This is a genomic window from Rhodococcus sp. 06-156-4, assembly GCF_002259345.1.
In the GTDB taxonomy this organism is placed as follows: domain Bacteria; phylum Actinomycetota; class Actinomycetes; order Mycobacteriales; family Mycobacteriaceae; genus Rhodococcoides; species Rhodococcoides fascians_E.
In genome coordinates this window covers 69,850-92,332 of record NZ_NPGB01000008.1, presented here as the reverse complement: position 1 = coordinate 92,332, position 22,483 = coordinate 69,850, and the positions used below count along the sequence as shown (strand labels likewise).

The 22,483-nt window shown below is 65.9% G+C and carries 21 protein-coding genes; 12 read left to right on the top strand and 9 right to left on the bottom strand.

Annotated elements, in window-relative coordinates:
- Positions 1–107 precede the first annotated feature (107 nt).
- Genes CH290_RS03595 through CH290_RS03585 form a run of 3 tightly spaced genes read right to left on the bottom strand, consistent with a single transcriptional unit; the run spans position 108 to position 2,847 of the window.
- Positions 108–983 carry a metal ABC transporter permease gene (locus CH290_RS03595; RefSeq protein ID WP_020110905.1) on the bottom strand — a complete coding sequence of 292 codons (876 nt, stop codon included), beginning with the start codon at positions 981–983 and terminating at the stop codon, positions 108–110.
- Complete coding sequence (locus tag CH290_RS03590; RefSeq protein ID WP_019663093.1) at positions 980–1,801, bottom strand: metal ABC transporter ATP-binding protein; 822 nt, start codon at positions 1,799–1,801, stop codon at positions 980–982. The genes CH290_RS03595 and CH290_RS03590 overlap by 4 nt, the downstream gene beginning before the upstream one ends.
- A gap of 38 nt (positions 1,802–1,839) precedes the next feature.
- Complete coding sequence (locus CH290_RS03585; RefSeq protein ID WP_019663094.1) at positions 1,840–2,847, bottom strand: metal ABC transporter solute-binding protein, Zn/Mn family; 1,008 nt, start codon at positions 2,845–2,847, stop codon at positions 1,840–1,842.
- A gap of 141 nt (positions 2,848–2,988) precedes the next feature.
- On the opposite strand from CH290_RS03585, the gene CH290_RS03580 reads away from it, so the two are divergent.
- Positions 2,989–4,080 carry a LacI family DNA-binding transcriptional regulator gene (locus CH290_RS03580; protein WP_026347426.1) on the top strand — a complete coding sequence of 364 codons (1,092 nt, stop codon included), beginning with the start codon at positions 2,989–2,991 and terminating at the stop codon, positions 4,078–4,080.
- 13 nt (positions 4,081–4,093) lie between these two features.
- Here the strand turns inward: CH290_RS03580 and otsB are convergent, their stop codons facing one another.
- From otsB to CH290_RS03565, 3 genes are read right to left on the bottom strand one after another with little or no spacing between them, the layout of a single operon-like run.
- Positions 4,094–6,640, bottom strand: a complete 2,547-nt coding sequence (gene otsB, locus CH290_RS03575) for a trehalose-phosphatase (protein ID WP_019663096.1) — start codon at positions 6,638–6,640, stop codon at positions 4,094–4,096.
- 51 nt (positions 6,641–6,691) lie between these two features.
- Entirely contained in the window at positions 6,692–7,339 is a 648-nt protein-coding gene (gene kstR, locus CH290_RS03570) for a cholesterol catabolism transcriptional regulator KstR (protein WP_026347427.1), read from the bottom strand.
- Positions 7,340–7,343: 4 nt separating this feature from the next.
- Positions 7,344–8,051 (bottom strand): FadR/GntR family transcriptional regulator, encoded by a 708-nt coding sequence (locus tag CH290_RS03565; RefSeq protein WP_019663098.1) that lies wholly within the window; start codon positions 8,049–8,051, stop codon positions 7,344–7,346.
- A gap of 67 nt (positions 8,052–8,118) precedes the next feature.
- Between CH290_RS03565 and CH290_RS03560 the strand changes: the two genes are divergently transcribed.
- The 7 genes from CH290_RS03560 to CH290_RS03530 all read left to right on the top strand — a co-directional run bounded on the left by CH290_RS03560 (position 8,119) and on the right by CH290_RS03530 (position 13,301).
- Positions 8,119–8,991, top strand: coding sequence for an alpha/beta hydrolase (locus CH290_RS03560; RefSeq protein ID WP_020110903.1), 873 nt, complete (start codon positions 8,119–8,121; stop codon positions 8,989–8,991).
- A 114-nt stretch (positions 8,992–9,105) separates the two neighbouring features.
- The gene (locus CH290_RS03555) at positions 9,106–10,482 is read left to right on the top strand and encodes a GntP family permease (protein WP_019663100.1); all 1,377 of its coding nucleotides are present in this window, start codon (positions 9,106–9,108) and stop codon (positions 10,480–10,482) included.
- Position 10,483: 1 nt separating this feature from the next.
- Entirely contained in the window at positions 10,484–11,008 is a 525-nt protein-coding gene (locus tag CH290_RS03550; protein ID WP_020110902.1) for a gluconokinase, read from the top strand.
- A gap of 240 nt (positions 11,009–11,248) precedes the next feature.
- Positions 11,249–11,551 carry a WhiB family transcriptional regulator gene (locus CH290_RS03545; RefSeq protein ID WP_033190153.1) on the top strand — a complete coding sequence of 101 codons (303 nt, stop codon included), beginning with the start codon at positions 11,249–11,251 and terminating at the stop codon, positions 11,549–11,551.
- A 143-nt stretch (positions 11,552–11,694) separates the two neighbouring features.
- On the top strand, positions 11,695–12,018 hold the full coding sequence (locus tag CH290_RS03540; protein WP_020110901.1) for a hypothetical protein: 324 nt from the start codon (positions 11,695–11,697) through the stop codon (positions 12,016–12,018).
- A 43-nt stretch (positions 12,019–12,061) separates the two neighbouring features.
- Complete coding sequence (locus tag CH290_RS03535; protein WP_094695942.1) at positions 12,062–12,745, top strand: DUF2637 domain-containing protein; 684 nt, start codon at positions 12,062–12,064, stop codon at positions 12,743–12,745.
- Positions 12,735–13,301 carry a DUF427 domain-containing protein gene (locus tag CH290_RS03530; RefSeq protein ID WP_033190154.1) on the top strand — a complete coding sequence of 189 codons (567 nt, stop codon included), beginning with the start codon at positions 12,735–12,737 and terminating at the stop codon, positions 13,299–13,301. The genes CH290_RS03535 and CH290_RS03530 overlap by 11 nt, the downstream gene beginning before the upstream one ends.
- A gap of 1 nt (position 13,302) precedes the next feature.
- On the opposite strand, the gene bluB is transcribed toward CH290_RS03530, so the two are convergent.
- Positions 13,303–13,956, bottom strand: a complete 654-nt coding sequence (gene bluB / locus CH290_RS03525; protein WP_033190155.1) for a 5,6-dimethylbenzimidazole synthase — start codon at positions 13,954–13,956, stop codon at positions 13,303–13,305.
- The gene (locus tag CH290_RS03520; RefSeq protein WP_020110897.1) at positions 13,953–16,220 is read right to left on the bottom strand and encodes a putative bifunctional diguanylate cyclase/phosphodiesterase; all 2,268 of its coding nucleotides are present in this window, start codon (positions 16,218–16,220) and stop codon (positions 13,953–13,955) included. Before CH290_RS03520 ends, bluB begins: the two co-directional genes overlap by 4 nt.
- Positions 16,221–16,366: 146 nt before the next feature.
- Here CH290_RS03520 and CH290_RS03515 point away from each other — a divergent pair, with 146 nt between their 5' ends.
- Genes CH290_RS03515 through dinB form a run of 4 tightly spaced genes read left to right on the top strand, consistent with a single transcriptional unit; the run spans position 16,367 to position 21,052 of the window.
- Positions 16,367–17,320: an ABC transporter substrate-binding protein gene (locus CH290_RS03515; protein WP_230621058.1), complete on the top strand. Its 954-nt coding sequence runs from the start codon at positions 16,367–16,369 to the stop codon at positions 17,318–17,320.
- Between the two features lie 57 nt (positions 17,321–17,377).
- The gene (locus tag CH290_RS03510; RefSeq protein WP_019663109.1) at positions 17,378–17,911 is read left to right on the top strand and encodes a GNAT family N-acetyltransferase; all 534 of its coding nucleotides are present in this window, start codon (positions 17,378–17,380) and stop codon (positions 17,909–17,911) included.
- A 31-nt stretch (positions 17,912–17,942) separates the two neighbouring features.
- Positions 17,943–19,808 (top strand): Na+/H+ antiporter, encoded by a 1,866-nt coding sequence (locus CH290_RS03505; RefSeq protein ID WP_020110895.1) that lies wholly within the window; start codon positions 17,943–17,945, stop codon positions 19,806–19,808.
- A 35-nt stretch (positions 19,809–19,843) separates the two neighbouring features.
- Positions 19,844–21,052, top strand: coding sequence for a DNA polymerase IV (gene dinB, locus CH290_RS03500; RefSeq protein WP_019663111.1), 1,209 nt, complete (start codon positions 19,844–19,846; stop codon positions 21,050–21,052).
- Here the strand turns inward: dinB and CH290_RS03495 are convergent.
- Positions 21,038–22,432, bottom strand: a complete 1,395-nt coding sequence (locus tag CH290_RS03495) for a cytochrome P450 (protein ID WP_094695943.1) — start codon at positions 22,430–22,432, stop codon at positions 21,038–21,040. The two genes, dinB and CH290_RS03495, sit on opposite strands and share 15 nt — an antisense overlap.
- Positions 22,433–22,483 lie beyond the last annotated feature (51 nt).

Here is a 22,483-nt window from a genome sequence, read left to right as displayed (position 1 = left end):
TTCGCTCCGAGGTGCGCGGGCGACCCCAGTGCACACAAGTCGGGTCCGCAGGGCCGGATGTGACCCCAGGAGGCGATTCGTGTGCACTCAGGACCGGTGAAACCGGATCAGACGAGCACACGCCCCGAGTTGGACTTCCTCCGCGAACCGACGGCCCGGCAGACGAGGTAGATGACGAACGAGATGGTGGTGACGAACGTCGAGACGGGAACGCCGGGAGCGAGCGACAGCAGGATTCCGCCCACCGCTGCGGTCTCGGCGAACACGATCGACAGGATCGTCGCCTTCAACGGGCTCGCGGTGACGCGGGCAGCGGCGGCGGCGGGCGTGATCAGCAGCGACAGCACCAGGAGTGCTCCGACGATCTGGACGCCCAGAGCACAGGCAACACCGACGAGCACCGCGAACACGACCGACAGTGCGCGCACCGGGACGCCACGGGCCAGGGCGACCTCCGGGTCGGTGCTGGCGAACAGCAACGGGCGATAGACGACGGCCAACACGATCAGCACGACGACGGCGCAGATCAGCAGCAACTGCAGGCCGCTCTGCCCGACGCCGACGATCTGGCCGATGAGGAGCGAGAAGCTCGTTCCGGTTCGTCCTGGGTAGAGCCAGATGAAGAGGACCGACAATCCGAGACCGAAGGACATGATGACGCCGATGACGGAGTCGCGGTCGCGTGCCTTGGATCCCAGTAGCGCGAACATCACGGCGGCGACGACGGATCCCACGATGGCACCGAGCCCGACGGTGATGCCCACCAGCAGTGCCGCCGATGCGCCCGTCAAGGACAGTTCGCTCGAGCCGTGGACTGCGAACGCCCATTGCCTGCTGACGATGAGTGGTCCCAGTGCTCCGGCGAGGAGTCCGAGGATCGCGGCGGCGATGAGCGCTTGCTGGACGAAGTCGTATCCGAGCAGGTTGGCGGTGGAACTGAAATCGAGCATCTTGGAGAAGGCGTCGACGACTTTCTCGTTCATGAGACGTCCTCGGTCGGGGGGTGGTGCGCACCTGCGGTGCCGAGTGCGTCGATGGAGTCGCCGGTTCCGACCACGACGAGGCGTCCGCGGACTCGGAGGACCTCGACCTCGGTCCCGTAGAGCTCGGAGAGAACTTCGGTGGTCATGACCGTCGACGGCGATCCGATGCGGAACTTGCCGTCGACGATGTAAACGATTCGATCGACGAGGGGGAGGATCGGGTTGATCTCGTGGGTGACGAACAGGACGGCGGTGTCGTGCTCGCGGCGTCGGCGATCGATCAGTTCGGACACGAGGCGTTGGTTGGCAAGGTCGAGGCTGAGCAGTGGCTCGTCGCACAGCAGCACCGACGGATCGCCGACGAGTGCCTGCGCGATGCGGAGCCGTTGCTGCTCGCCACCGGACATCGTTCCGACGGGTGCTCCGGCGAACGCGTTCGCGTCGACCTGGTCGATGGCGGCCTGGACGATGCGCTTGCGCTCACGCATTCCGCGGAAGCCGAGGCCCCACCGGTGCCCGTCCCATCCGAGGCCGACGAGGTCGCGTCCGCGGAGCGGCAGGCCGTCGTCGATGCTGCGTTGCTGGGGGACGTATCCGACGCCGGACTGGCCCCGCCGGACGGGTGAGCCGCCGATGGTCGCCGTGCCCGACGTCAGCTGGTTCTGGCCTAGCAACACCTTGAGCAGGGAGGTTTTCCCCGACCCGTTGGGGCCGAGGATCGCCACGAATTCTCCTGGCTCGACCTCGAGGTCGAGGTTCTGCCACAACGTGCGGTCACCGAACGACAGCCCGGCGTCGCGCAGTTCTACAGCAGACATGGGTTACAGCTTTCCAGCACCTGGGTGGTCAGGCCCACTCAGGATGCACTGAGTGCGGCTTGCAGATCCTCGGCAGCCTTGGTCTGCCACTGGATGTACGTCTGGCCTTCCGGCAAGGTCTCGGTGACCTCGACGACAGGAATGTTCGCGGCCTCGGCCGTGGAACGGATGTCCTGGGTGACTGCGTCCTGGGTCTGGATGTTGTAGATCAGAACGTCGACGCTGTTCGAGGTGAAGAGGTCACGTGTCGCGGCGATGGACGCGGGGGACGGGTCGTTGCCCTCCTCGATGGCGTCCTTGAAGTCCTCCGGTGTGCGATCGTCGAGGCTCGACTCCTCGATCAGGTAGTGCGCGATCGGTTCGGTCTGTGCGACAGGTGCATTGGGGTGATCGGCCGCGATCTTCGCGGTCACGTCGGTGATGGCGTGGACCTGCTCGTGGAACGACTCGGCGTTCGCGGTGTACTGCGCCGCGTTGTCCGGATCCAGCTGTCCGAGCTTCTCGGCGATGGATTCTGCTGTGGCAGCGGCAACTTCGGCGTTGTACCAGACGTGCTCGTTGACCTCGCCGTGGCTGTGGCCGTGCTCGTCCTCGGTGGCAGCCTCTCCGGCGGCGGGCTCGTCCTCGTGGGTGCCCTCGCCTTCGTGACCGTGTTCTTCTCCGAGGAGGTCGAAGGCGTTGACGCTCGGGACGTTCTTGCCCTCGGAGGACAGGATGTCGTCGATGAATTCGTCGTATCCGCCGCCGTTGTAGACGACCAGGGAGGCCTCGGCGACCTTGGCTGCGTCACCGGGGGACGCCTCGTAGGAGTGGGGATCGGCCGATGGGTCCGCGATGATGGAGTCGACGGTGGCGAGGTCGCCTGCGACGGCTTCGGCGACGCTGCCCCACACGTTGGTCGACGCCACGATGGTGACGGGGCCGTCGACGGCGGTCGCGGGGGCGGAGTCGGTGGAGGCGGTGGACTGCGTGTCGGAGCTGCAGGCGCTGAGCGCGAGGGCCGCTGCACAGGACAGGCCGACGAGGGTGGTGGCGGTGCGACGCATGGGGGCACTCCTTCGGAGTGAAGAATCAGATGCAATTGGAAACGGTTACCGTTGTATTCTAGCTTCGCGCACGTCAGCGATCGAATCGGGCAAACACGGCCCGATTTTCGCTGCGACCCGGTATGCGACTAACGTCCGAGTATGTCCAGGTCGAGGGAGCCGCGTCGCCCGGCCACATTGGCGTCCATCGCCGCCGAACTGAAGGTGTCACGCACCACGGTGTCGAACGCCTACAACCGCCCCGATCAACTGTCACCTGAGCTGCGGGAACGCGTGCTGATGGCAGCCAAACGTCGCGGATACGCCGGGCCCGATCCCGTAGCACGGTCGCTGCGTACCCGGAAAGCCGGGGCTGTCGGTCTGGTTCTTACCGAGGCGCTGAGCTACTCGTTCCGCGACCCGGCCGCCATGGCGTTCCTCGCCGGCCTCGCGGAATCGTGCGAAGCCGCCGGGCAAGGCCTGCTGCTGATTCCCGCAGGCCCGGACCGAGACGACACCGCCGCCGCGGCTGTCGTCCAACAGGCAGGGGTCGACGCCTTCGTCGTCTACTCCGTCGCCGACGACGACCCCTATCTCCTGGCCGTCCGCGAACGGCACCTGCCCATCGTCATCTGCGACCAACCACGAGGCGTCCCCGAAGCCGCACTGGTCGCCATCGACGACCGCGCCGCGATGAAACTCATCGCCGACCAGGTCATCGCCCTCGGGCACAAGCACATCGCGGTGCTGTGCATGCGCCTCGGACGGGACCGACGCGACGGCGTCGTACCCCCGGTGCGGCTGGCCAACAGTCACTTCCACGTCCAGCGTGAGCGTATCGCCGGAGTCCAGGACGCGATGCGGGAAGCCGGACTCGACCCGGACGCTCTGACCGTCGTCGAACGTTTCGAGCACACACGACGGTCCGGCCACTCGGCGGCAGCCCAAGCGCTGCAAGCGAATCGAGACACCACCGCGCTGCTGTGCACCACCGACGTCCTTGCACTGGGAGCGCTGAACTTCGCGAAGGTCACCGGCATCGACGTCCCCGGCGAACTCACCGTCACCGGATTCGACGGCGTCGAGGACGCCATCCGAGAGAACGTGACGACGGTTCGTCAGGACGCCGAGGAGAAGGGTCGACGCGCAGGCACATTGCTGACGTCGACCGCGCGCTCCGGCGTCGTGACCGCCGAATTCCTGCCGACCGAATTGGTCAAGGGACGTACTGCGGGTGCTCCCCCCACCGCGTGAGCGGCGGGGGTGTTCAGCTGAGCAACGCCGCGCACCTGAGCAGTCCGAGGTGGCTGTAGGCCTGCGGGTGGTTACCCAGTGACCGCTCCGCGACGGGATCGTATTCCTCGCTGAGCAGTCCGGTGGGTCCTGCCGCGCTGACCAGCTGCGCGAACAGGGCTTCCGCTTCGGCGCGCTGCCCGACGAGCAGGTAAGCCTCGACGAGCCAGGCTGCACAGAGGTGGAACCCGCCTTCGCCGCCGGGCAAACCGTCGTCGTGGTGGTACCGGTAGACGGTCGATCCACTGCGCAGTTCGGCTTCGGTAGCGGTGACGGTTGCGGCGAACCGCGGGTCCGAGGGATCGATCAGGCCGGACAGGCCGATGTGCAGCGTGGCGGCGTCGAGGTCCGTGCCGTCGTACGCCGCGGTGTAGGACTGGACCTCGTCGTTCCACCCCTGCTCGAGAACCTCGGCGCGAATCGTCGAACGCAGTGTCTCCCAAGTTGGTTCGGCAGTGCGGCCGAAGCTCGCGGCGAGGGTCAGCGCCCGGTCCACCGTCAACCAGCCCATGACTTTCGAGTAGACGTGGTGGCGAGGATTGCCGCGGATCTCCCAGATACCGTGATCGGGTTCGGTCCACCGCCGCATCACGGCCTCCACCATGGACCGGACCAGCGACCAATCGTCCTCGGACAGGGCCTCTTTCCCTTCCAGCCCTGTCGCCTGACGCGCGTGCGCGAGCGACGAGATGAGGTCGACGATCGGCCCGAAGACGTCGAGCTGAACCTGCTGGTTCGCGGCGTTTCCGACGCGCACCGGCCGCGAGCCGGCGTACCCGGGTAGTTCGTCGATGACGGCTTCCGGTGGGAGTCCCAGACCCCAGATGGTGTACAGCGGATGCAGACGTTCCGGTCCCGGAACCGATTGCAGCACACCGTGAATCCAAGACAGGTAGCTTTCCGCCTCGGCGGTGGAACCGACGTTGACCAGCGCCGAGGCGGTGAGGGCGGCGTCGCGTAGCCAGCAGTAGCGGTAGTCCCAGTTCCTGACGCCGCCGATTTCCTCGGGCAGTGACGTGGTGGCGGCCGCCATGATGGAACCCGACTCCGCGTGAACGAGGCCGCGCAGTGTCAGGGCGGATCGCTTCATCAGATCTCGTTTGAGCGGCGGAAGAGCCAGTCCGTCGACCCACTCCTTCCAGTACGCCTCGGCCTGCCGACGTCGCTCGACCTCGGGTACTTCCGACGGTCCGAGATCCTCTGTTCCCAAACGCAATTCGAGAACGACCGGGCCGCTCGACGGATCCACCTCGGCATGAGCGGTTTGCTGGGTGCCGTCGGACACGACGTTCCACCGCACTCCGGGGCTTCGCAAGACCATCGGGTCGGCCGTGCCGTGAATGCGGAGGCCGTCGGCTTCGGGTTCGAGTTGCACTCGGACCTTGCCGAACTCGGGGCGAGGCGCAAACGTCACGACCGCCGCGGCTTTTCCGGTGATCACGCGTGTCACACACGTCTGACCGGTGGGCACGTCGTGCGGAAGGTAGTCGGTGACCTGGAGGCTCGACCACTTGGTCTGCACGGTCATCGTGCCGTCGACGTACTGCTGGCTCAGCGGTAGAGCCGTACGCGTCGGGCCGACGCTGAAATGGCCCGCTTCGTCGCCGCCGAGAAGGTGCGCGAAGACGGCAGCGGCATCGGGCTCCGGATGGCACAGCCAGGTGAGGTCCGCGTCGGGAGTCACCAGGGCGACGGCATTGGGGCTGGCCAGCATCGTCAGCCGTTCGATACGAGGCGCGTCGGCTCCCGAGAGCCACTGGCGTCGTTCCTCGAGCAAGAACGCCAAGGCCAGCGCAACCTGCTGCGTGGAGTCGATCCGGAACTCGGCCGAACTGTCGCCTGCACCGACCTTGACGCCGATGTCCGGACCGTGGAGGCGAGCGAAGGCCTTCTCGTCGGTGACGTCGTCGCCGAAGAAGACCGCTGCGGTCGCGCCTTCCTGGTGCCGGAGGATGTCCAGGGCGACGCCCTTGTCGGTGACGATGACAGCGAGTTCGATCACCGACTTGCCTTCGGTGACCTGCACTCCGTCACGGCGGGCGACGCCCTCGCGCACGGCGTTCAACGCCCGTTCCGCGTCGACGGGCTCGGCGTTGCGTACGTGCAGCGCAGCGCTCGCCGGCTTGACCTCCACTCCGACGCCGGGGAATCGGCCGGCGATCGACTCCATCTCGGCGGAGATGTCACCGAGCAGCTTCTTGGCCTTGTCGTCGATCGCGTGGATGAAACCGATGTCGAACTCACTGCCGTGGCTTCCGACGAGCTGAACTTCGGCGGGCAACCGGGACAGTGTTGCCAGGTCACGTAGTGCGCGGCCGGAGATGACCGCCGCGGTGGTACCGGCGAGCGTCGCGAGCCCGCGCATGGCGCTGACGGCCTCTGCGTGGGGAAACGCCTTCAGCGGATCGGACACGATGGGAGCCATCGTGCCGTCGTAGTCCGAGGTGACGAGGAGGCGAGGGGTCCGGGCGACGCCGATGAGAGCGCGTCGGAGTTCCAGTGGCAGTTCCAGAGCAGTCACTCGAATGAATCTATGCGATAGCCGCGGAACCGGCTCACCGGTCCCCTCACGTCACATCGACGCTTCGGCGTTTCCGAGGAGCAGGTCGACGGTCAATTCCAGCCTCATCGCAACATCGTTCGCCGACGATCGTCGCGTCAACCACGCCACCAGATTGGACAACCAGACGTCGCTGACGACACGAGCGATGTTGAGCTGCAACTGTGTCGGCTCACCGTCGCTCATCGCCTCGGCGAACATTCGGTCCATCAATCGACCCACATGATCGACCTCGGCGGCCGCGGAGGCGTCGGCCGACATGAATGCTCGGGTCATGGCTTCGGTGAGCAACGGATCACGCTGCATCGCACGTGTGATCTGACTCAGGACCAGATGCATGCGTTCCCGCGGGGTCCGGCCGGACGGGAACGTGCGTTTCGCGGCGATCTTCTCGAACTCGCGGGCAAGCGCGGACACGAGCAGGTGCACTTTCGACGGGAAATAGCGGTACAACGTTCCGACAGCCACGTCGGCACGTTCGGCGACCGCACGCATCTGCACCGCGTCGTACCCGCCCTTCGATGCCAGCGCGAGAGTCGAGTCCAGGATTCGTCGGCGACGTTCACGCTGCGCCTCGGAACCGAGGACCTCGTCCACCAGGGCGCCCGCGGATCGCGGTGACTCGTCACGGCCCTGGCCGGTGCGTCGAGCAGTGGGCATCGTGTCACTCACCCCGTGCAGTCGCGGACATCGCGGCGGCGGACTCGGTGACGATCTCGAGCATGGCCTGCTCCGCGGCGGCCGCGTCCCCGGCCTGGATCGACGACGCGACGACGCCGTGGAGACGAATCGCTTCCGGATCGGCCTGGTGCGGCATCAACGCGTGCCGTGTCCGACCGGCGAGTACCTCGACGACGATCTCCGACATCGAGCGCAACATCGGATTGCCCGACGCCGCGAGCAACGTGCGGTGAAAATCGGAGTCGTGAGCGAGATAGGCGTCGGAATTCGCGGCGCGAGAGGTGGCCGACATGCCGATCACCGCCGCGGTCAACTGGCCGCACTGCTGCGGGGTCGCACGATCAGCGGCCAGGCGAGCAGCCAAAGGCTCTATGCCGGAACGAAGTTCACTGAGAACGATCAGCTGCTTCGCGCGATCGGGGCCCGCCAGTTGCCACCGGATCACCAGCGGATCGAGTGCGTTCCACGCCGTCGACTCCTGCACGGTGATGCCTACCTTGCGTCTGACGGTCAGGAGCCCGAGCGACTCCAGCACGCGGACGACCTCGCGCACCACGGTCCGCGAGACCTCGAAGCGGGCAGCCACGTCGTCGGCGGAAATCCGGGTACCCGGGACGATCGTTCCGTCGACGATGTCGCGTCCCAGTTTCTCCAGGACGGTGACGTGCAACTGCAAGGATTCGGCTACCACTTCTCGATCGTGCCACGTGTGCGCCGGGTTCTCTTCCCGCTACTGTGACGGGCGGGAGGGATGTCCAATGACTGCAGACAGAGTCGACGTGCGTTTTCCGTCCGGGGGTATCGAGTGCGCCGCCTGGTTCTACCAGGGGGCTGCCGGTGCACCGGTGGTGGTCATGGGGCACGGCCTCGGCGGCGTCAAGGAGATGAGACTCGACGCCTTCGCGGAGAAGTTCGCGGCCCAGGGATATTCGTGCCTGGTGTTCGACTACCGGCACTTCGGCGGCAGCGACGGCGAGCCGCGTCAGCTGCTCGACATCGACGAACAGTTGGAAGACTGGGCAGCCGCCATCGCGTTCGCCCGCACCCGGGCCGAGAAGATCGTGCTCTGGGGCACGTCGTTCGGCGGCGGGCACGTGATCGTCGCGGCGGCGCGGGACGGTCACGTCGATGCGGTGATCTCCCAGTGCCCCTTCACCGACGGCATTGCATCGGCGCTTGCGACGAATCCACTGGTCGCGGTGCGTGTTACTGCTCGCGCTCTGCGCGACAAGCTCGGTTCTGCGCTCGGCCGAGCACCCCGAACGATCCCGCTCGCCGGCAAGCCGGGCGCGACGGCGCTGATGTCGTCCGAGGATGCGCTCGACGGTTACCTGGCGCTCCTTCCCAGCGGGGCGCCGTTCCGCAACGAGGTTCTCGCCAGGGTCGGGCTGGACATCCCACTGCGACGACCGGGGCGTCATGCGTCGAACGTCACGTGTCCGATCCTGTTCACGGTGTGCGAGACGGACACCGTCGCCCCGGCGAAAGCAACTCTCCGGCACGCTGCACGCGCGCCGCGCGGCGAGGTCATGAGCTATCCCGACGGGCACTTTGCCATCTACGTCGGCGACGCCTTCGAGCGCGTCGTCGCGGATCAGATCGCGTTCCTGCAGCGAGTGGTGCCCGTCTAGCTATTTGTAGTACAAATCGGCCGAGGTCTTGTCATTCGTCGTACTTTTGGGCATAGTGAGCCGAGTCACCTCCCGGGGGAGGTGCCGACCACCTCACCGAAAAGGTAAATGCCCATGCTCACGACACTTGCTCAGGCCGCCGACGGCGCCACCGCGTCGGACGCTCGACTCATCCTGTCCGCGATCGTCGGCGTCGCGGTCATCATCGGTCTCATCACCTGGCTCAAACTCCACCCGTTCGTCTCCCTGACCATCGGAGCCGTCGGAGTCGGAATCGCCGCCGAACTCGGTGCAGCCGATTCGGTCGCAGCGTTCGTCGAGGGCTTCGGATCGACGATGGGCAGCGTCGGCATCCTCATCGGCTTCGGCGCGATGTTCGGAAAACTGCTCGCCGATTCCGGCGGAGCGGACCGCGTGGTCGACACACTCGTCGGGAAATCCTCGCCCGCGCTCCTTCCGTGGACGATGGCGCTCGTCGGCGCCGTGATCGGGCTTCCGATGTTCTTCGAGATCGGCCTCGTCCTGCTGATGCCGGTGATCATCCTGGTGGCCCGGCGGTCCGGTCAGCCTCTGATTCGAATCGCCATCCCGACGCTGGCAGGACTGTCCGCGATGCACGGTCTCGTGCCGCCGCACCCGGGCCCGCTCGTCGCCGTCTCCGCGCTGGACGCCAACCTCGGACTCACGCTCGGTCTCGGAGTGATCGTCGCGATCCCGACGGTCGTCGTCGCCGGACCGCTGTTCGGCAAGCTCGCGTCCAAGTGGGTCGACGTGCCGGTTCCCGCCCTGTTCGAAACATCCGAGAACGAGGAATCGCGCCGACGCCCGACATTCGCGGCGACCCTTGCTGCGATCCTGCTGCCCGTGGTCCTCATGCTCGGCAAGGCAGCGGCCGATGTCATTGCCGCAGAATCGAGTTCACCACTGAAGGGTCTGCTCGACTTCCTCGGCACACCCGTGGTCGCGCTGGGAATCGCCGTCCTCGCCGGAATCTTCCTCCTCGGCCGCGGAGGTGGAATGGACCGGCCCGCGATCGCGAAATCCCTCGAGAGCTCACTGCCCCCGATCGCCGGAATCCTCCTGATCGTCGGCGCCGGAGGCGGTTTCAAGCAAGTACTCATCGACACCGGAATCGCCGACGTCATCGCCGACGCCATCAAATCCAGCAGCCTCCCCGTTCTCTTCCTCGCCTGGTTGGTCGCGGTACTGATTCGCGTCGCGACCGGTTCGGCAACCGTGGCCACGGTGACCGCGTCGGGAATCCTGGCTCCTGTTGCAGCAGAACTGTCCTCGACCCACGTCTCCCTGATGGTCCTGGCCATCGGCGCAGGCTCACTCTTCCTGTCGCACGTCAACGACGCCGGATTCTGGTTGGTCAAGGAATATCTGGGTACCTCCGTCGTGCAGAATCTGAAGACATGGAGCGTGATGGAGTGCGTGATCTCGGTGACAGGCCTGGCCGGTGTCCTGGCGTTGAGTGTGGTGATCTGACATGACAACGCACCCGGTACTGGTGATCATGGGCGTATCCGGATCCGGAAAGTCCACCGTCGCAGGCATTCTCGCCGGAGCACTCAAATGGGACCTGCAGGAGGGCGACGACCTGCACCCCGACGCCAACGTCGCTAAAATGGCCTCGGGCCACCCACTCACCGACGAAGACCGATGGCCGTGGCTCGAGACCATCGCGGACTGGATCCGAGCGCACACAGAAGCAGGTGAGCCAGGAATCGTCACGTGCTCGGCACTCAAACGCAGCTACCGTGACGTCCTGCGGAAAGGTTCGGAGGGCAACGTCGTCTTCGTCCACCTCGCAGGCTCCCGCGAACGCATCAGCGGCAGACTCAACGCCCGCATGAACCACTTCATGCCCAGCGGCCTCCTCGACACCCAGATGTCCACCCTCGAACCCATCGACCCCGACGAACCGGCCATCGTCATCGACGTCGGCCCACCACCCGCCGACATCGCCGCCTCCATCATCGCCGAACTCGAGACCTACCTTCGGACCGAATGAACCGTTCGGTCACTCCAAGTGACCGAACGGCACATTCGCTCACTTCAAGTGACCGAACGTCACGTTCGGTTCGGCGGAGGGCGAGGTATGAAGCAGCGGTGCTGGTTTTTAAGCATACGAATGAACGACTTTCTTGCCAAAAATATGGTGAATGCGAGAAAGTGAACTAGTTCACGACTACATCATCCGCGCGGACAGGTCACGAGCCTTGTCGCACGAGCGTCCGAAGAGGAGACACCGATGGTGAGAGGTGCGCCGTCCAGGCCGGTGGAGTTGCCGGTACCGACCGCAGATGTGTGGGAGTGGCAGTTGCACGGTCGGTGTCGTGGGTACGACTCGTCGGTGTTCTACCACCCGGAGGGGGAGCGTGGACGCGCTCGCGCGCAACGCGAGCGCAAGGCGAAGGACATCTGCTCGACGTGTCCGGTGCTCCTCCGATGCCGCACGCACGCGCTGTCGGTGAACGAACCGTACGGAGTGTGGGGCGGAATGTCCGCGCACGATCGTGCCGACTACTACCGCGCCGAAGCTCGCTTCGCCTAGCGGGTCGTTCCTGCAGGCTCCACTCCTGGTCTGATCTGGTCGTTCCTGCAGGCTCCACTCCTGGTCTGACGGGTCGTTCCTGCAGGCTCCACTCCTGGTGGCCTAGTCTCACCGACGTGGATCGAACTCCGTTGCCGCCTCGGGTGAAGGGATGGGACGTCGCCGTCTCGGTGACTGCTCTCGTGTTCACGGTGATGCTCGGCGGGGTGGCATTGCTGGGCGGGGTGTTCTCGCTGGCGTTTCTCGATCACTGCCCTCCGGAGACGTGCAGTGCCGACGGGGCGGTCACCGCCGTCGGAGCAACACTGGGGGCGGCGGGGCTCGTCGGCGTCGCGGGCCTGGTGACGACTCTCGTTCGCCTGGCTCGCGGACGCACTGCGTGGCCGTTCGCCGTCGGCACCCTCGTCGTGTGCATGCTCACCTGTATGGCGGGCGTCGTCGGATACGCAGCGGCCGTCGGAGCTTGAGGGGCGAGGCTTTCTGTCGGTGGGCAGGTGCGGATGTCGAGTCATGAACAAGGTCCTGCGGGCGACGCTGGCTAGTGCGGTCGTCATCACCACCGTCATCGGTATTGCGTCGTTCGTTCTCAGTTTCGCTGCGCTGTGGGACCTGGCGACCATGGCGGGTGTTCCACGGAGCCTGTCCTGGCTGTGGCCCGTCATCGTGGACGGCACGATTCTGCAGGCCACCATTTCGGTGATCGCTCTCGCCCAGTTCGAGGATCAACGCAGTGGTCGACGCTTCTTCTGGGCGGTGTTGGTCACGGCCGCTCTCGTCAGCATCGGGGCAAACGCCATGCACGCCTTCATTTCCGGTGCAGGCACATTGCATCCGGCGCTGTCGGCGACCATCGCCACCGTTGCGCCGGTCAGCTTGCTCGCCGCCACCCACGGCCTGGGCATTCTGGTCAGGGTGCCGTCGGGCACCGTGGTGACGGTCGACCAGATTCCCGACGCCCCCACACCCGACGCCCCCGCGCCCGAGGCCGTCGAAACCGGTGCCGGCATCGAAGACCCTCGCGAGATCACCCGGCCGACCGGACCTATCGTCGAGACCGTTCCGGACAAGCCGTCCGTTCGGCCCGCGCAACGAGTACAGCCGGAGACCACAGACGTCGATCCGCTCGTCGACGTGGACCGATGGGTTCTCGACGACGACCGCGTCGAGGATCTCTACCCGGTCGATGCGCCCTGAGCAGGCACGAGGCAGTGAGCACCGATGGACCGGCGCAGTCCGTGGCACCATCGAGAGGATGACCGACGTGACGCCGCTACAGCCAGGCCCCGGGCAGGAGTCGGTGTGGGACTACCCTCGCCCTCCGCGTCTGGAGTATTCGAACCGATTGATCACCGTCAGGTTCGGGGGAATCCTCGTCGCCGAGACCAGGGAGGCGTGGCGAGTCCTCGAAACGAGCCATCCCCCGACGTGGTACATCCCGCGCGACGACGTCGCCGCAGATGCCCTGAGGCCGTCGGCGGCACTGTCCACCCACTGCGAATGGAAGGGCGCGGCGACGTACTGGGATGTCGTCTGTGGTGACGCGGTCAGCGAAGGCGCGGCGTGGAGCTACGAGACTCCGACCGAGCAATTTCTGCCCATCACAGGGCATCTCGCGTTCTCGCCCAGTCGCTTGGAGTGCGAGGTCGACGGTGAACGCGCCACCCCGCAGGAAGGTGGGTTCTACGAAGGCTGGATCACCAGCGATGTCGTCGGCCCGTTCAAGGGGATTCCGGGCAGCTGGGGCTGGTGAACTACTGCCGCCGGAACCGCTCGTGGTGAACGGCGTCGGACAGGGGACGGCGATGGCGCCAGCCGAAGCGCTCGAGGTCGGGGACCTCCTGGAATTCGGTGACCGGTCCCACGCACAGCCACGCTATGGGCCGCACCGGGGACGGTATGTCGAGTAGTTCGGTGAGGAACTGCTCCTGGTAGAACGAGACCCAGCCGACTCCAATTCTTTCCGACACCGCTGCGAGCCAGAGGTTCTGGATGGCGAGTACCGCGGAGAACAATCCGGTGTCGTCGACGGTTGCGCGCCCGAGGATGTGTGTGCCGCCGCGCTCCGGGTCGTAGGTGACGACGACCCCTGTGCGGCTCGATTCGATTCCCTCGATGCGGATCGGGTCGAACGTCGCGCGCCTGTCCGCAGGCAGCGATTCGGCGAACGCCACTCGTTCGGCGGCAACGTGCCTCTCGAACGCGGCAAGGGTGTCCGGTGACTGCACGATCACGAAGTCCCACGGCTGAGTGTTGCCCACGCTGGGCGCATGGTGGGCGGCATCGAGAATTCGGTGCAGCATGGCGTCGTCGATGCACGTTCCGTCGAACTCGGCGCGGACGTCACGCCTCGACCGGATGGCCGTGTGAACGGACATGTGTTCCCCGGCGCCGTTGCCGAAAGTCATGATGTTTGCACCTCTCCACCGATTCTCTGTTCGAGTGCAGCGACCACCGCGGGTATGTCGGCGGCCGGCACGGGACGGCCCAGATGGAAGCCCTGAGCGTGGTCGCAGCGAAGTTCCTTCAACGCCAGGAGCGTCTGCTCGTCCTCGACCCCCTCGGCTACGACGGTGAGCCCGAGTGTCCGGGCGAGGTCGATCGTGGAACGAACGATGACCTGGTGTGCGACGACCGATGTCATGTCGGCGACGAAGACCTTGTCGATTTTCAGTTGCTGCACGGGCAGGGTCTGCAGGTACGCGAGCGAGCTGTACCCGGTGCCGTAATCGTCGATGACGAGCGTGACGCCGAGATCACGCAGCTGGTTCAGGGTTTCGATCGCCCCTGGCGGGTCCGTCATCGACGACGTCTCGGTGATCTCGATCGCGAGTGTCGACGGGTCGAGGTGCGAGGTGTCCAGTACTCGCGCAACCTGCTCGACGAGTGTGGTGTCCAACAGGTTTCGGGTCGAGATGTTGACCGACACGGTCAGGTCGATGCCGTCTTCGCTCCATGCGTGCCGTTGGGTGGCGACCTCGGTGAGCACGTAGTCGAGTAGCGGTCTGATCAGGCCGGTGCGCTCCGCCACGGGAAGGAATGCCGCGGGTTCGACGAGACCGCGTTCCGGATGGTTCCATCGCAGGAGGGCTTCGACACCGATCGCCCTCATCGTCGTCAGGTCGACCTGCACTTGATAGTAAATAGCGAGATGTCGTTGCTCGATGGCGTTTCCCAGCTCGCTGAGCAGTGACAGCTGGGCGCTGTTGTCGCGGTCCATCGAACTGTCGTACACGGCAATACGTGGCTGCACTGTTTTTGCGTATTGTGTTGCGCGATAGGCCTGTTTGGCCAATCCTTCGGTGGTGGCCGAGACGTCGGATCGAGTCCTGTTCGCCGACAGGGCAATGCCGATGCTGACTTCCACGAGCAGCGTGGCCGGGCCGACGGTAACGGGCTGATTCAGTGACGCATGCAGGCGCCCGGCGACACTGACGGCGTCCGATCGTTCGGCGTGCAGGACCACGGCGAACTCGTCGGCCCCGACTCGACCGATCACGCCGACTCGACCGATCGAAGCGCCGAGCCGAATCGCAACCGCGCGCAGCACGTCGTCACCGATACCGTGGCCGAAGGTGTCGTTGATCTCGTGGAACCGGTCGACGTCGATGATCAGGAACGCCAGTGGTGTGTCGCGGCGACTGTCGTGGGACATCCATTTCTCGACGCCGATGCGATTGGACAAGCCGGTGAGTTGGTCCGTCTCGGCGACGCTGCGCAGTGCACGCGTCTGTCGTGCCAGAAGCAGGAGCAGCTCGGACACGCGGATGAACACGAGGACGACGAGAACGGTGGCGCATGCCACGACGCCCCAGCCCCATTCCGCCACCGGTTCGCCGCGGATCAAGAGGATGGCCATGGCTGCGGGCGCGGTGAGAGTAGCGGCAGTGACGACCACGACGGTGGGGAAGCTGAACGAGGCAGCCGCTGTGTCCGCCGGGCCTCGTCGCGGTTTCGGCGACGCGAGAGTGCACACCGACGGGTGCAGAGCGGCCGTTCCGACCAGGAGGTAGAAGGCGAGATACCCGGCGTCGGTCACGCCCGTACCTATTCCGACGAACGAAGTGGAGGTCGCTTCGGCGGCGAGATCGGCTGCCAGCACGACGAGTACGGCGACGGTGAGCAGACGATAGGAGGCGCTCCGCCACTGCGGTGCGCCGACGAAGTGAACGAGCAGACCGAGCAGGTACACATCCATCGCCGGATAGGCGACGGCCAGCACTCCTTCGGCGGTGGACACGTCGACCGAATCGGGACGTACGACGAACACCCACAGCAACAGACCGAACGCGATCATCACGATGGCACTGTTGGCCACGTGACCGAGTTGGCCTCGACGCCAGCCCCGGTGGACCAGAAGGTAGAGCCCCGATGCGAGAACGGGGTATCCGGCGAGATAGATGATGTCGACGACGGTGATGGCGGGGGGCGAGTCCGCCGTCGCCAGAACGAACGCCGTCGCGTCACCCAGGGCCCAGAGTCCGCTCCCGATCGCGATCAGAATCCACCCGGACATCGATGCGGGCCGGTTCACTGCAACGCCGACGACGACTGCGGCGACGGACGCGACGGAGACGGCCACGAAGAGCGTGTTCGAGGGAGTGCCCGCCGGCATGTACAGGTACACGGCGCAGGCGACGATGCCGAACGCGGGGAACAGCCACCATTTCACCAGGGTGCGTCCTTCCCTGCGTCCTGTACCTGCGCTCGGCCGACGTGATTCACTCTAGGCGACCGGGCGCTCGTCGGTTGGCAAGACCGGCAGGCGCGAGCGGGCCGTTTTGCTAGGTAAGGCTTAGCTGGGTTAGCTTTGCTTGCGTGTTCAACAAAGCTATCGTTCGCGCCACCTCCGCTGTGGCAGTACTCGCCCTCGCCGCCGGTTGTTCGACCACTTCCGGGGACGAACCGAAATCCACCGAATCCTGGAACTACACAACCGCATTCGGCAACACCGTGACGGCGGATTCACCGCCGGACACGATCGTCGTCGACGCGTACAGTGCTGCCGCGCTATGGGACTACGGCATCCGCCCGGACGGTGTGTTCGGATTCGGACTGGCCGACGGATCCGCGCTCGGCACTGCCGAAGCCGATCGGATGACCGTCATCGGCACCGACTCGGTGTTCGACACCGAAGCAGCTGCAGCGCTGGATCCCGACGTGATCATCGGGTACGCGAAGAAGACTGCGCCGCAGTCCTGGACGTGGTGGGACGCCGCACAGGCCGAGCAGATCGCCGCTGTGGCACCGTTTCTCGGAGTCGACGTCAGTCTGTCGATCGACGAGTCGCTCGACCAGTACCGATCCATCGCCGAGGCTCTCGGCGCCGACGTCGACAGCCCCGAGATCGCGGCGGACCGTGAGGACTTCGAGGCAGCGAAGCAGCGGGTGAAGGACGCAGTGTCGGCCGAGCCGGGGCTGACGGTCATGCCCCTGAACGTCGACACCGACGGTATCTACATCGGCACCGAGAACCTCGTCGTACTGAAACTGCTGCGCGAGCTCGGTCTGACCCTCGCCGGCCCGGAAGCCGACGGCCCGTGGTCGACGGTGAGCTGGGAGAACGTGCCGCAGTACCCGGCCGACATCGTCCTCGAATACCCGGCGAGCAAACCGATCCTCGCCGACTCGGTGATCTACCGGTCTCTGCCCGCAGTAGCGGCCGGCCAGGTCCTCGACTGGGACGACAAGCGCCCCAACACCTACGCCGAGTACGCCGACTGGCTCCGGCAGCTGGCGGGGTCCATCGAGCGCGCGAACAAGCTCACCTGAACCTGCGGACGCACAATCCATGGCGTCGGCGACGAGTTCGGATTACCGTCACGGTTCGTGATCACGTTCCGACGCGTCGTCGACGCGGACTTCCCGCTGATCGGGCAGTGGCTGTCGCATCCCCACGTTGCGCGGTGGTGGAATCAGGACTCCTCCGTCGCCGCGGTGGAACGAGACTTCGGTCCCGTGGCGCGCGGCGAGGAGCCTGCGCAGGATCTGCTGGCCTTCGAGGACGGCGCGCCGTTCGCGCTGGTTCAACGCTGCAGATGGGCCGACTACCCCGAAGACCTCGCGGCGATCGCCGCGTACATCGACATGCCGCCCGAGGCCACCACGATCGACTACCTCATCGGTGAGGTGTCCGAGATCCATCGAGGCCGAGGAACGCGACTGATCGCGGCGTTCGCGGAGGACACCTTCCGGGCCTATCCCTCGTCGAACAGCATCATCGTTCCGGTCGTCGCGGGCAACCGTCAGTCGTGGCGAGCGTTGGAGAAGGCCGGGTTTCGCCGTATCGGCGAAGCGCAGCTGGACGCGGACAATCCGATCGACCCACCACTGCACTACGTGCAGCGCCTGGACCGCGTCTGACGGACGACGACGCCGGGAGCACAATCTCCTCATGGAGATTGCTGTCCTGCTCGTCGTGCTCGCGATCGGTGTCCTCGCGGTCGCGGCACTCGCCGAACGACTCGACGTCCCGGCGCCCCTGCTGCTGATTCTCGTGGGGGCTGCGGCGTCGTACGTTCCCGGAGTCCCCGAGATCCACCTCGAACCGGAGGTGGTGCTTCTCGGACTGCTGCCGCCGCTGCTGTACGCCACGGCAATTCAATCGTCGTTGGTCGACTTCAATGCCAACCGACGGTCGATCCTGCTGCTGTCGATCGTTCTGGTGATCGCGACGACCTTCGGCATCGGTGCCGTCGTACATGCACTCCTCCCCGGCATCTCGTGGCCGGCGGCGTTGGCGATCGGTGCCGTCGTCGCGCCTCCGGACGCCGTCGCAGCCACTGCGATCGGCCGCCGCATCGGACTGCCTCGTCGCGTCGTCACCATTCTCGAAGGGGAGTCCCTGCTCAACGACGCCACCGCGTTGGTCGCGCTGAGCACGGCGATCTTCGCCCTCGGACATTCGGTCCACGTCGGTCGGGTCGGACTGGACTTCCTCGTGGCCGCAGGCGGGGGCGTGGCCATCGGTCTGGTGACCTTCGTGATCGTCGCGAAACTGCGTCGGCGATTGACCAATCCTGTTCTCGACACCGCCATTTCGTTCATCGTCCCGTTCGCCGCGTACCTTCTCGCCGAGGAGGTGCACGCGTCGGGTGTGCTCGCCGTCGTCGTCGCCGGGCTTCTGCTGGGGCACAAGGCGCCCATTCTGCAGTCCGCGCAGTCTCGAATCGCCGAGCGAATCAACTGGCGAACCATCGCCTACATCCTCGAGAACGCCGTCTTCCTGTTGATCGGTCTGCAAGCGTCGTGGCTGCTCCGCGACGTCGGGACCAGTGCTCTGCCCGCGACGACGATCATTGCCGTCTGCGCCGCGACACTCGTCGGCGTCATCGCGATCCGCATGGTGTGGGTGTTCGTCGCGCGTTTCGCGCTGATTCACCCCGGCGCCGACGCGTCGACCGGTGTGGTCCCGTCGTGGCGCTACACGCTTCTGATCGGGTGGGCCGGCATGCGCGGAGTGGTGACGCTGGCCGCCGCGTTCGTGATCCCGTTGGGGACCGAGTACCGCGAAATCCTGCTGTTGATCGCATTCACCGTGGTGGCAGGAACCCTGTTCGTGCAGGGCCTCACGTTGCCGGTCCTCGCTCGTCTGTTGAAGGTGCCGTCGCCGGACCCGATGGACGACGCGTTGGCGCGGGCGACCCTGCTGCAGCAGGCGTCGAAGGCCGGGGAGAAGGCACTGGACGATCTCGAGTACGACGACCCGCACGGAGTGGAAGCCCTGGTCCGCCAACGCGTCGAGCAGCGGAATTTCTCGGCGTGGGAACGGCTGGGTACCACCGCCGAACAGGAGACCCCGAGCGAGCTGTACGCGCGGGTTCGCCTGACGATGATCGAGGCCGAGCGCGCGCGGATCCTGGAGATCAGAAGCACCGGCACCGTCCCGTCCGAGGTGGTCGGCGAGGTTCTCGCCATGCTCGACGTCGAGGAGTCGATGATCGACATCGCGGGTGAGGACCGCAGCGAGATCAAGGTGTCCAATGCGCGGCGCGTCCATCCCGGGGCGGGGTGCGAGGAACTGGACCGATACCCGGTGGCGGAGAACGTGTCCGACGGTACGTGCCATGAATGCATCCGCGAGGGGACGGAATGGGTCGCCCTTCGGCAATGCCTCGAATGCGGCAACGTCGCCTGCTGCGACTCGTCGCCCAAGCGACATGCGACGGCGCACTTCCATGCCACGACGCACCCCGTCATGGAGTCCGCCGAACCAGGCGAGAACTGGCGCTGGTGCTACATCCACCACGTCACCGCCTGAGAAAATCCGCACTTGTCGGACCGGCGTGCGAACATATGTTCGTGATCATGCATGCCGATCTCGACTCGTTCTACGCGTCGGTCGAGCAGAGGGACGACCCGCGCCTGAGAGGACGACCAGTCCTCGTGGGCGGCGGTGTCGTGCTCGCGGCAAGCTACGAGGCGAAGGCCTTCGGAGTGCGTACCCCGATGAGTGGGTCGCAGGCCAGGGCACTGTGCCGCGACGCCGTCGTCGTTCCTCCCCGGATGGACGCCTACATCGAGGCGAGCAAGGCCGTCTTCGAGATCTTCCGCGACACCACCCCGCTCGTCGAGGGGATCTCGGTGGACGAGGCGTTTCTCGACGTCACCGGTCTGGGAAAGATCCGCGGCACTCCGGTGCAGGTGGCGCAGCGGCTCAGACGCGAGGTCAAGGAGAAGGTAGGGCTGCCCATCACGGTCGGCATCGCGAGCACCAAGTTCCTCGCGAAGGTCGCCAGCGCAGTCGGCAAGCCCGACGGCCTCCTGCTCGTCGAGCCGGGACGTGAGCTCGAGTTCCTGCACCCTCTGAAGATCGAGCGGTTGTGGGGCGTGGGGAAGGTGACGGCGGAGAAGCTGCATGCCTTCGACATCGTGACCGTCGGTGACATCGCCGCGCAGTCCGAGGCATCGATCGTGTCGATTCTGGGGAAGGGCGCGGGGCATCACCTGTACTCGTTGGCCAACAACCGCGATCCCCGACGCGTGCAGACCTACCGTGGACGCAGCTCGATCGGCGCCCAGCATGCACTCGGGCGTGGTCCGACGTCACCGAAGGACGTCGAGGCCTCGCTCATCGCTCTGGTGGACCGCGTGACGCAGCGGATGCGTGCCGCCGAGCGGACCGGCCGCACGGTCGTTCTGCGGCTCCGGTTCGCGGACTTCACCAAGATCACGCGCTCGCACACACTGAACCGGGCAACAGCGGACACTCGGGACATTCTCGATGCCGCCCTCGCGTTGCTGCGTGAGGCTGCGCCTCTGATCGCCGATCAGGGCATCACGCTGGTCGGGGTGACCGTCGCGAACATCGAGCGCACGGGCGCCGAGCAGCTCGAGCTGCAGTTCGATGCGCCACCGCGCAGCGGGGTGCAGGGCGCACCGAGCGCATCGGCGTTGGACATCGCTCTCGACGGTGTGCACAGCAAATTCGGGAAGAAGGCACTGACCCGCGGGGTGTTGCTGGGCCGCGACTCCGGACTGTCCGTGCCGCTACTTCCGGATTGACACCGTCAGCCGGAAATCCTTCGGCATCAGCGTCAGCCGCTCCTCGACCTTCAGGCGATACGTCGGATCTGCCTGGAAATCGAAGTGCTGCAGCAACGTACCGAGTACGAGGACGGCCTCGTGGATCGCGAACTGTCTTCCGATGCAGGCACGTTCGCCGGTGCCCCAGGGCTTGTAGACGTGGCCCGGGCGTGAGCGCACCTCGGCCGAGACGAAGCGATCTGGATCGAACACTTCGGGGTTCTCACCCCAGACCGGGTCGCGATGCAACCCGGGAATCAGCACGAACGCCCAATCGCCCTGCTTCATCTCGTGTACACCGCCGATGACGGTGTCCTCCCGGGCTTCCCGCGCGAAGGCAGGTGCTGTCGGCCACAGCCGCGGGGTCTCGTCCAGTACTCGCCGGACGTAGCGCAGCTTGGGTACCTGCTCGAACGACGGTGCTTCACCGCCCCAGACTTCGTCGACCTCCGCGCGTGCGGCGTCCAGTACGTGCGGATTGTTCGCGAGGTAGTAGAGGGCGAACGACAATGCCCCCGAGGTGGTCTCGTGGCCTGCGATCAGAAAGGTCAGTATCTGCTGGCGAATGTTCACTTCGCTCAGCGCATTCGGGTTCCCGGAATCCCGCGCGGCGTCCAGCATGATCTCGAGCAGATCTGCATGGGCGCCCGGGTCGGAACGTTCGTCGCGGCGGGTGCGCACGATGTCGTCGAGGACCTGTTCGAGGTAACGCTGATTCGCGAGGTTGCGCCGGTCGGCTTTCTTGAAGACGAGGTTCGCCAACCAGGGGATGGGAACGATCTCGCGACGCTGATTGTGCGAGAGCACGCCGACCATCGCGTCGACGAAGGGGTGGGGTTTGCTTCGGCTGAAGGAATCGAAACCGTAGCTGAACCCGGTGCGTCCGATGGTGTCCAGCGTCAGCTTCGTCATGTCCGAGGAGACGTCGACGGAGGTCTGCGAACGCCAGTGTGCCGCAAGCTCGGACGCAACGGCGAGCATGATGTCGTGGTATCCGCGCATGGCGCTCTGAGCGAACGCGGGGCGCAGGAGGTCGTGTGCCTTCTGCCAGTTCGGTTCGTGAGAATAGGCAGTGAACAGTCCGTCACCGCCGACTGATCTGAGACCTTCGATCGCGGGGGACACGTGCTTGACGAATCTGGACTCGTCGCACAGTTCCCCCGCGAGGTCGGCGCCGGAGACGAGCACGTAGCGGCGACCGAGGACGACCCGCTCGAAGATCGGGCCGAGCCGTGCGGCGAGTGCCATCGAGTCCTGGACCGGCCTCGACGCGTGGGCGCCGACGACGTCGCCCAGGACGGGCAGGCGTCGGGGCGGGTGGGGGAGCGCTGCGCTGCGTACTCCGACGTCGACGACCATGTGCGACCTCTTCGCTCGTTACTGAACTCGGATACAACAGTGAACGTACTC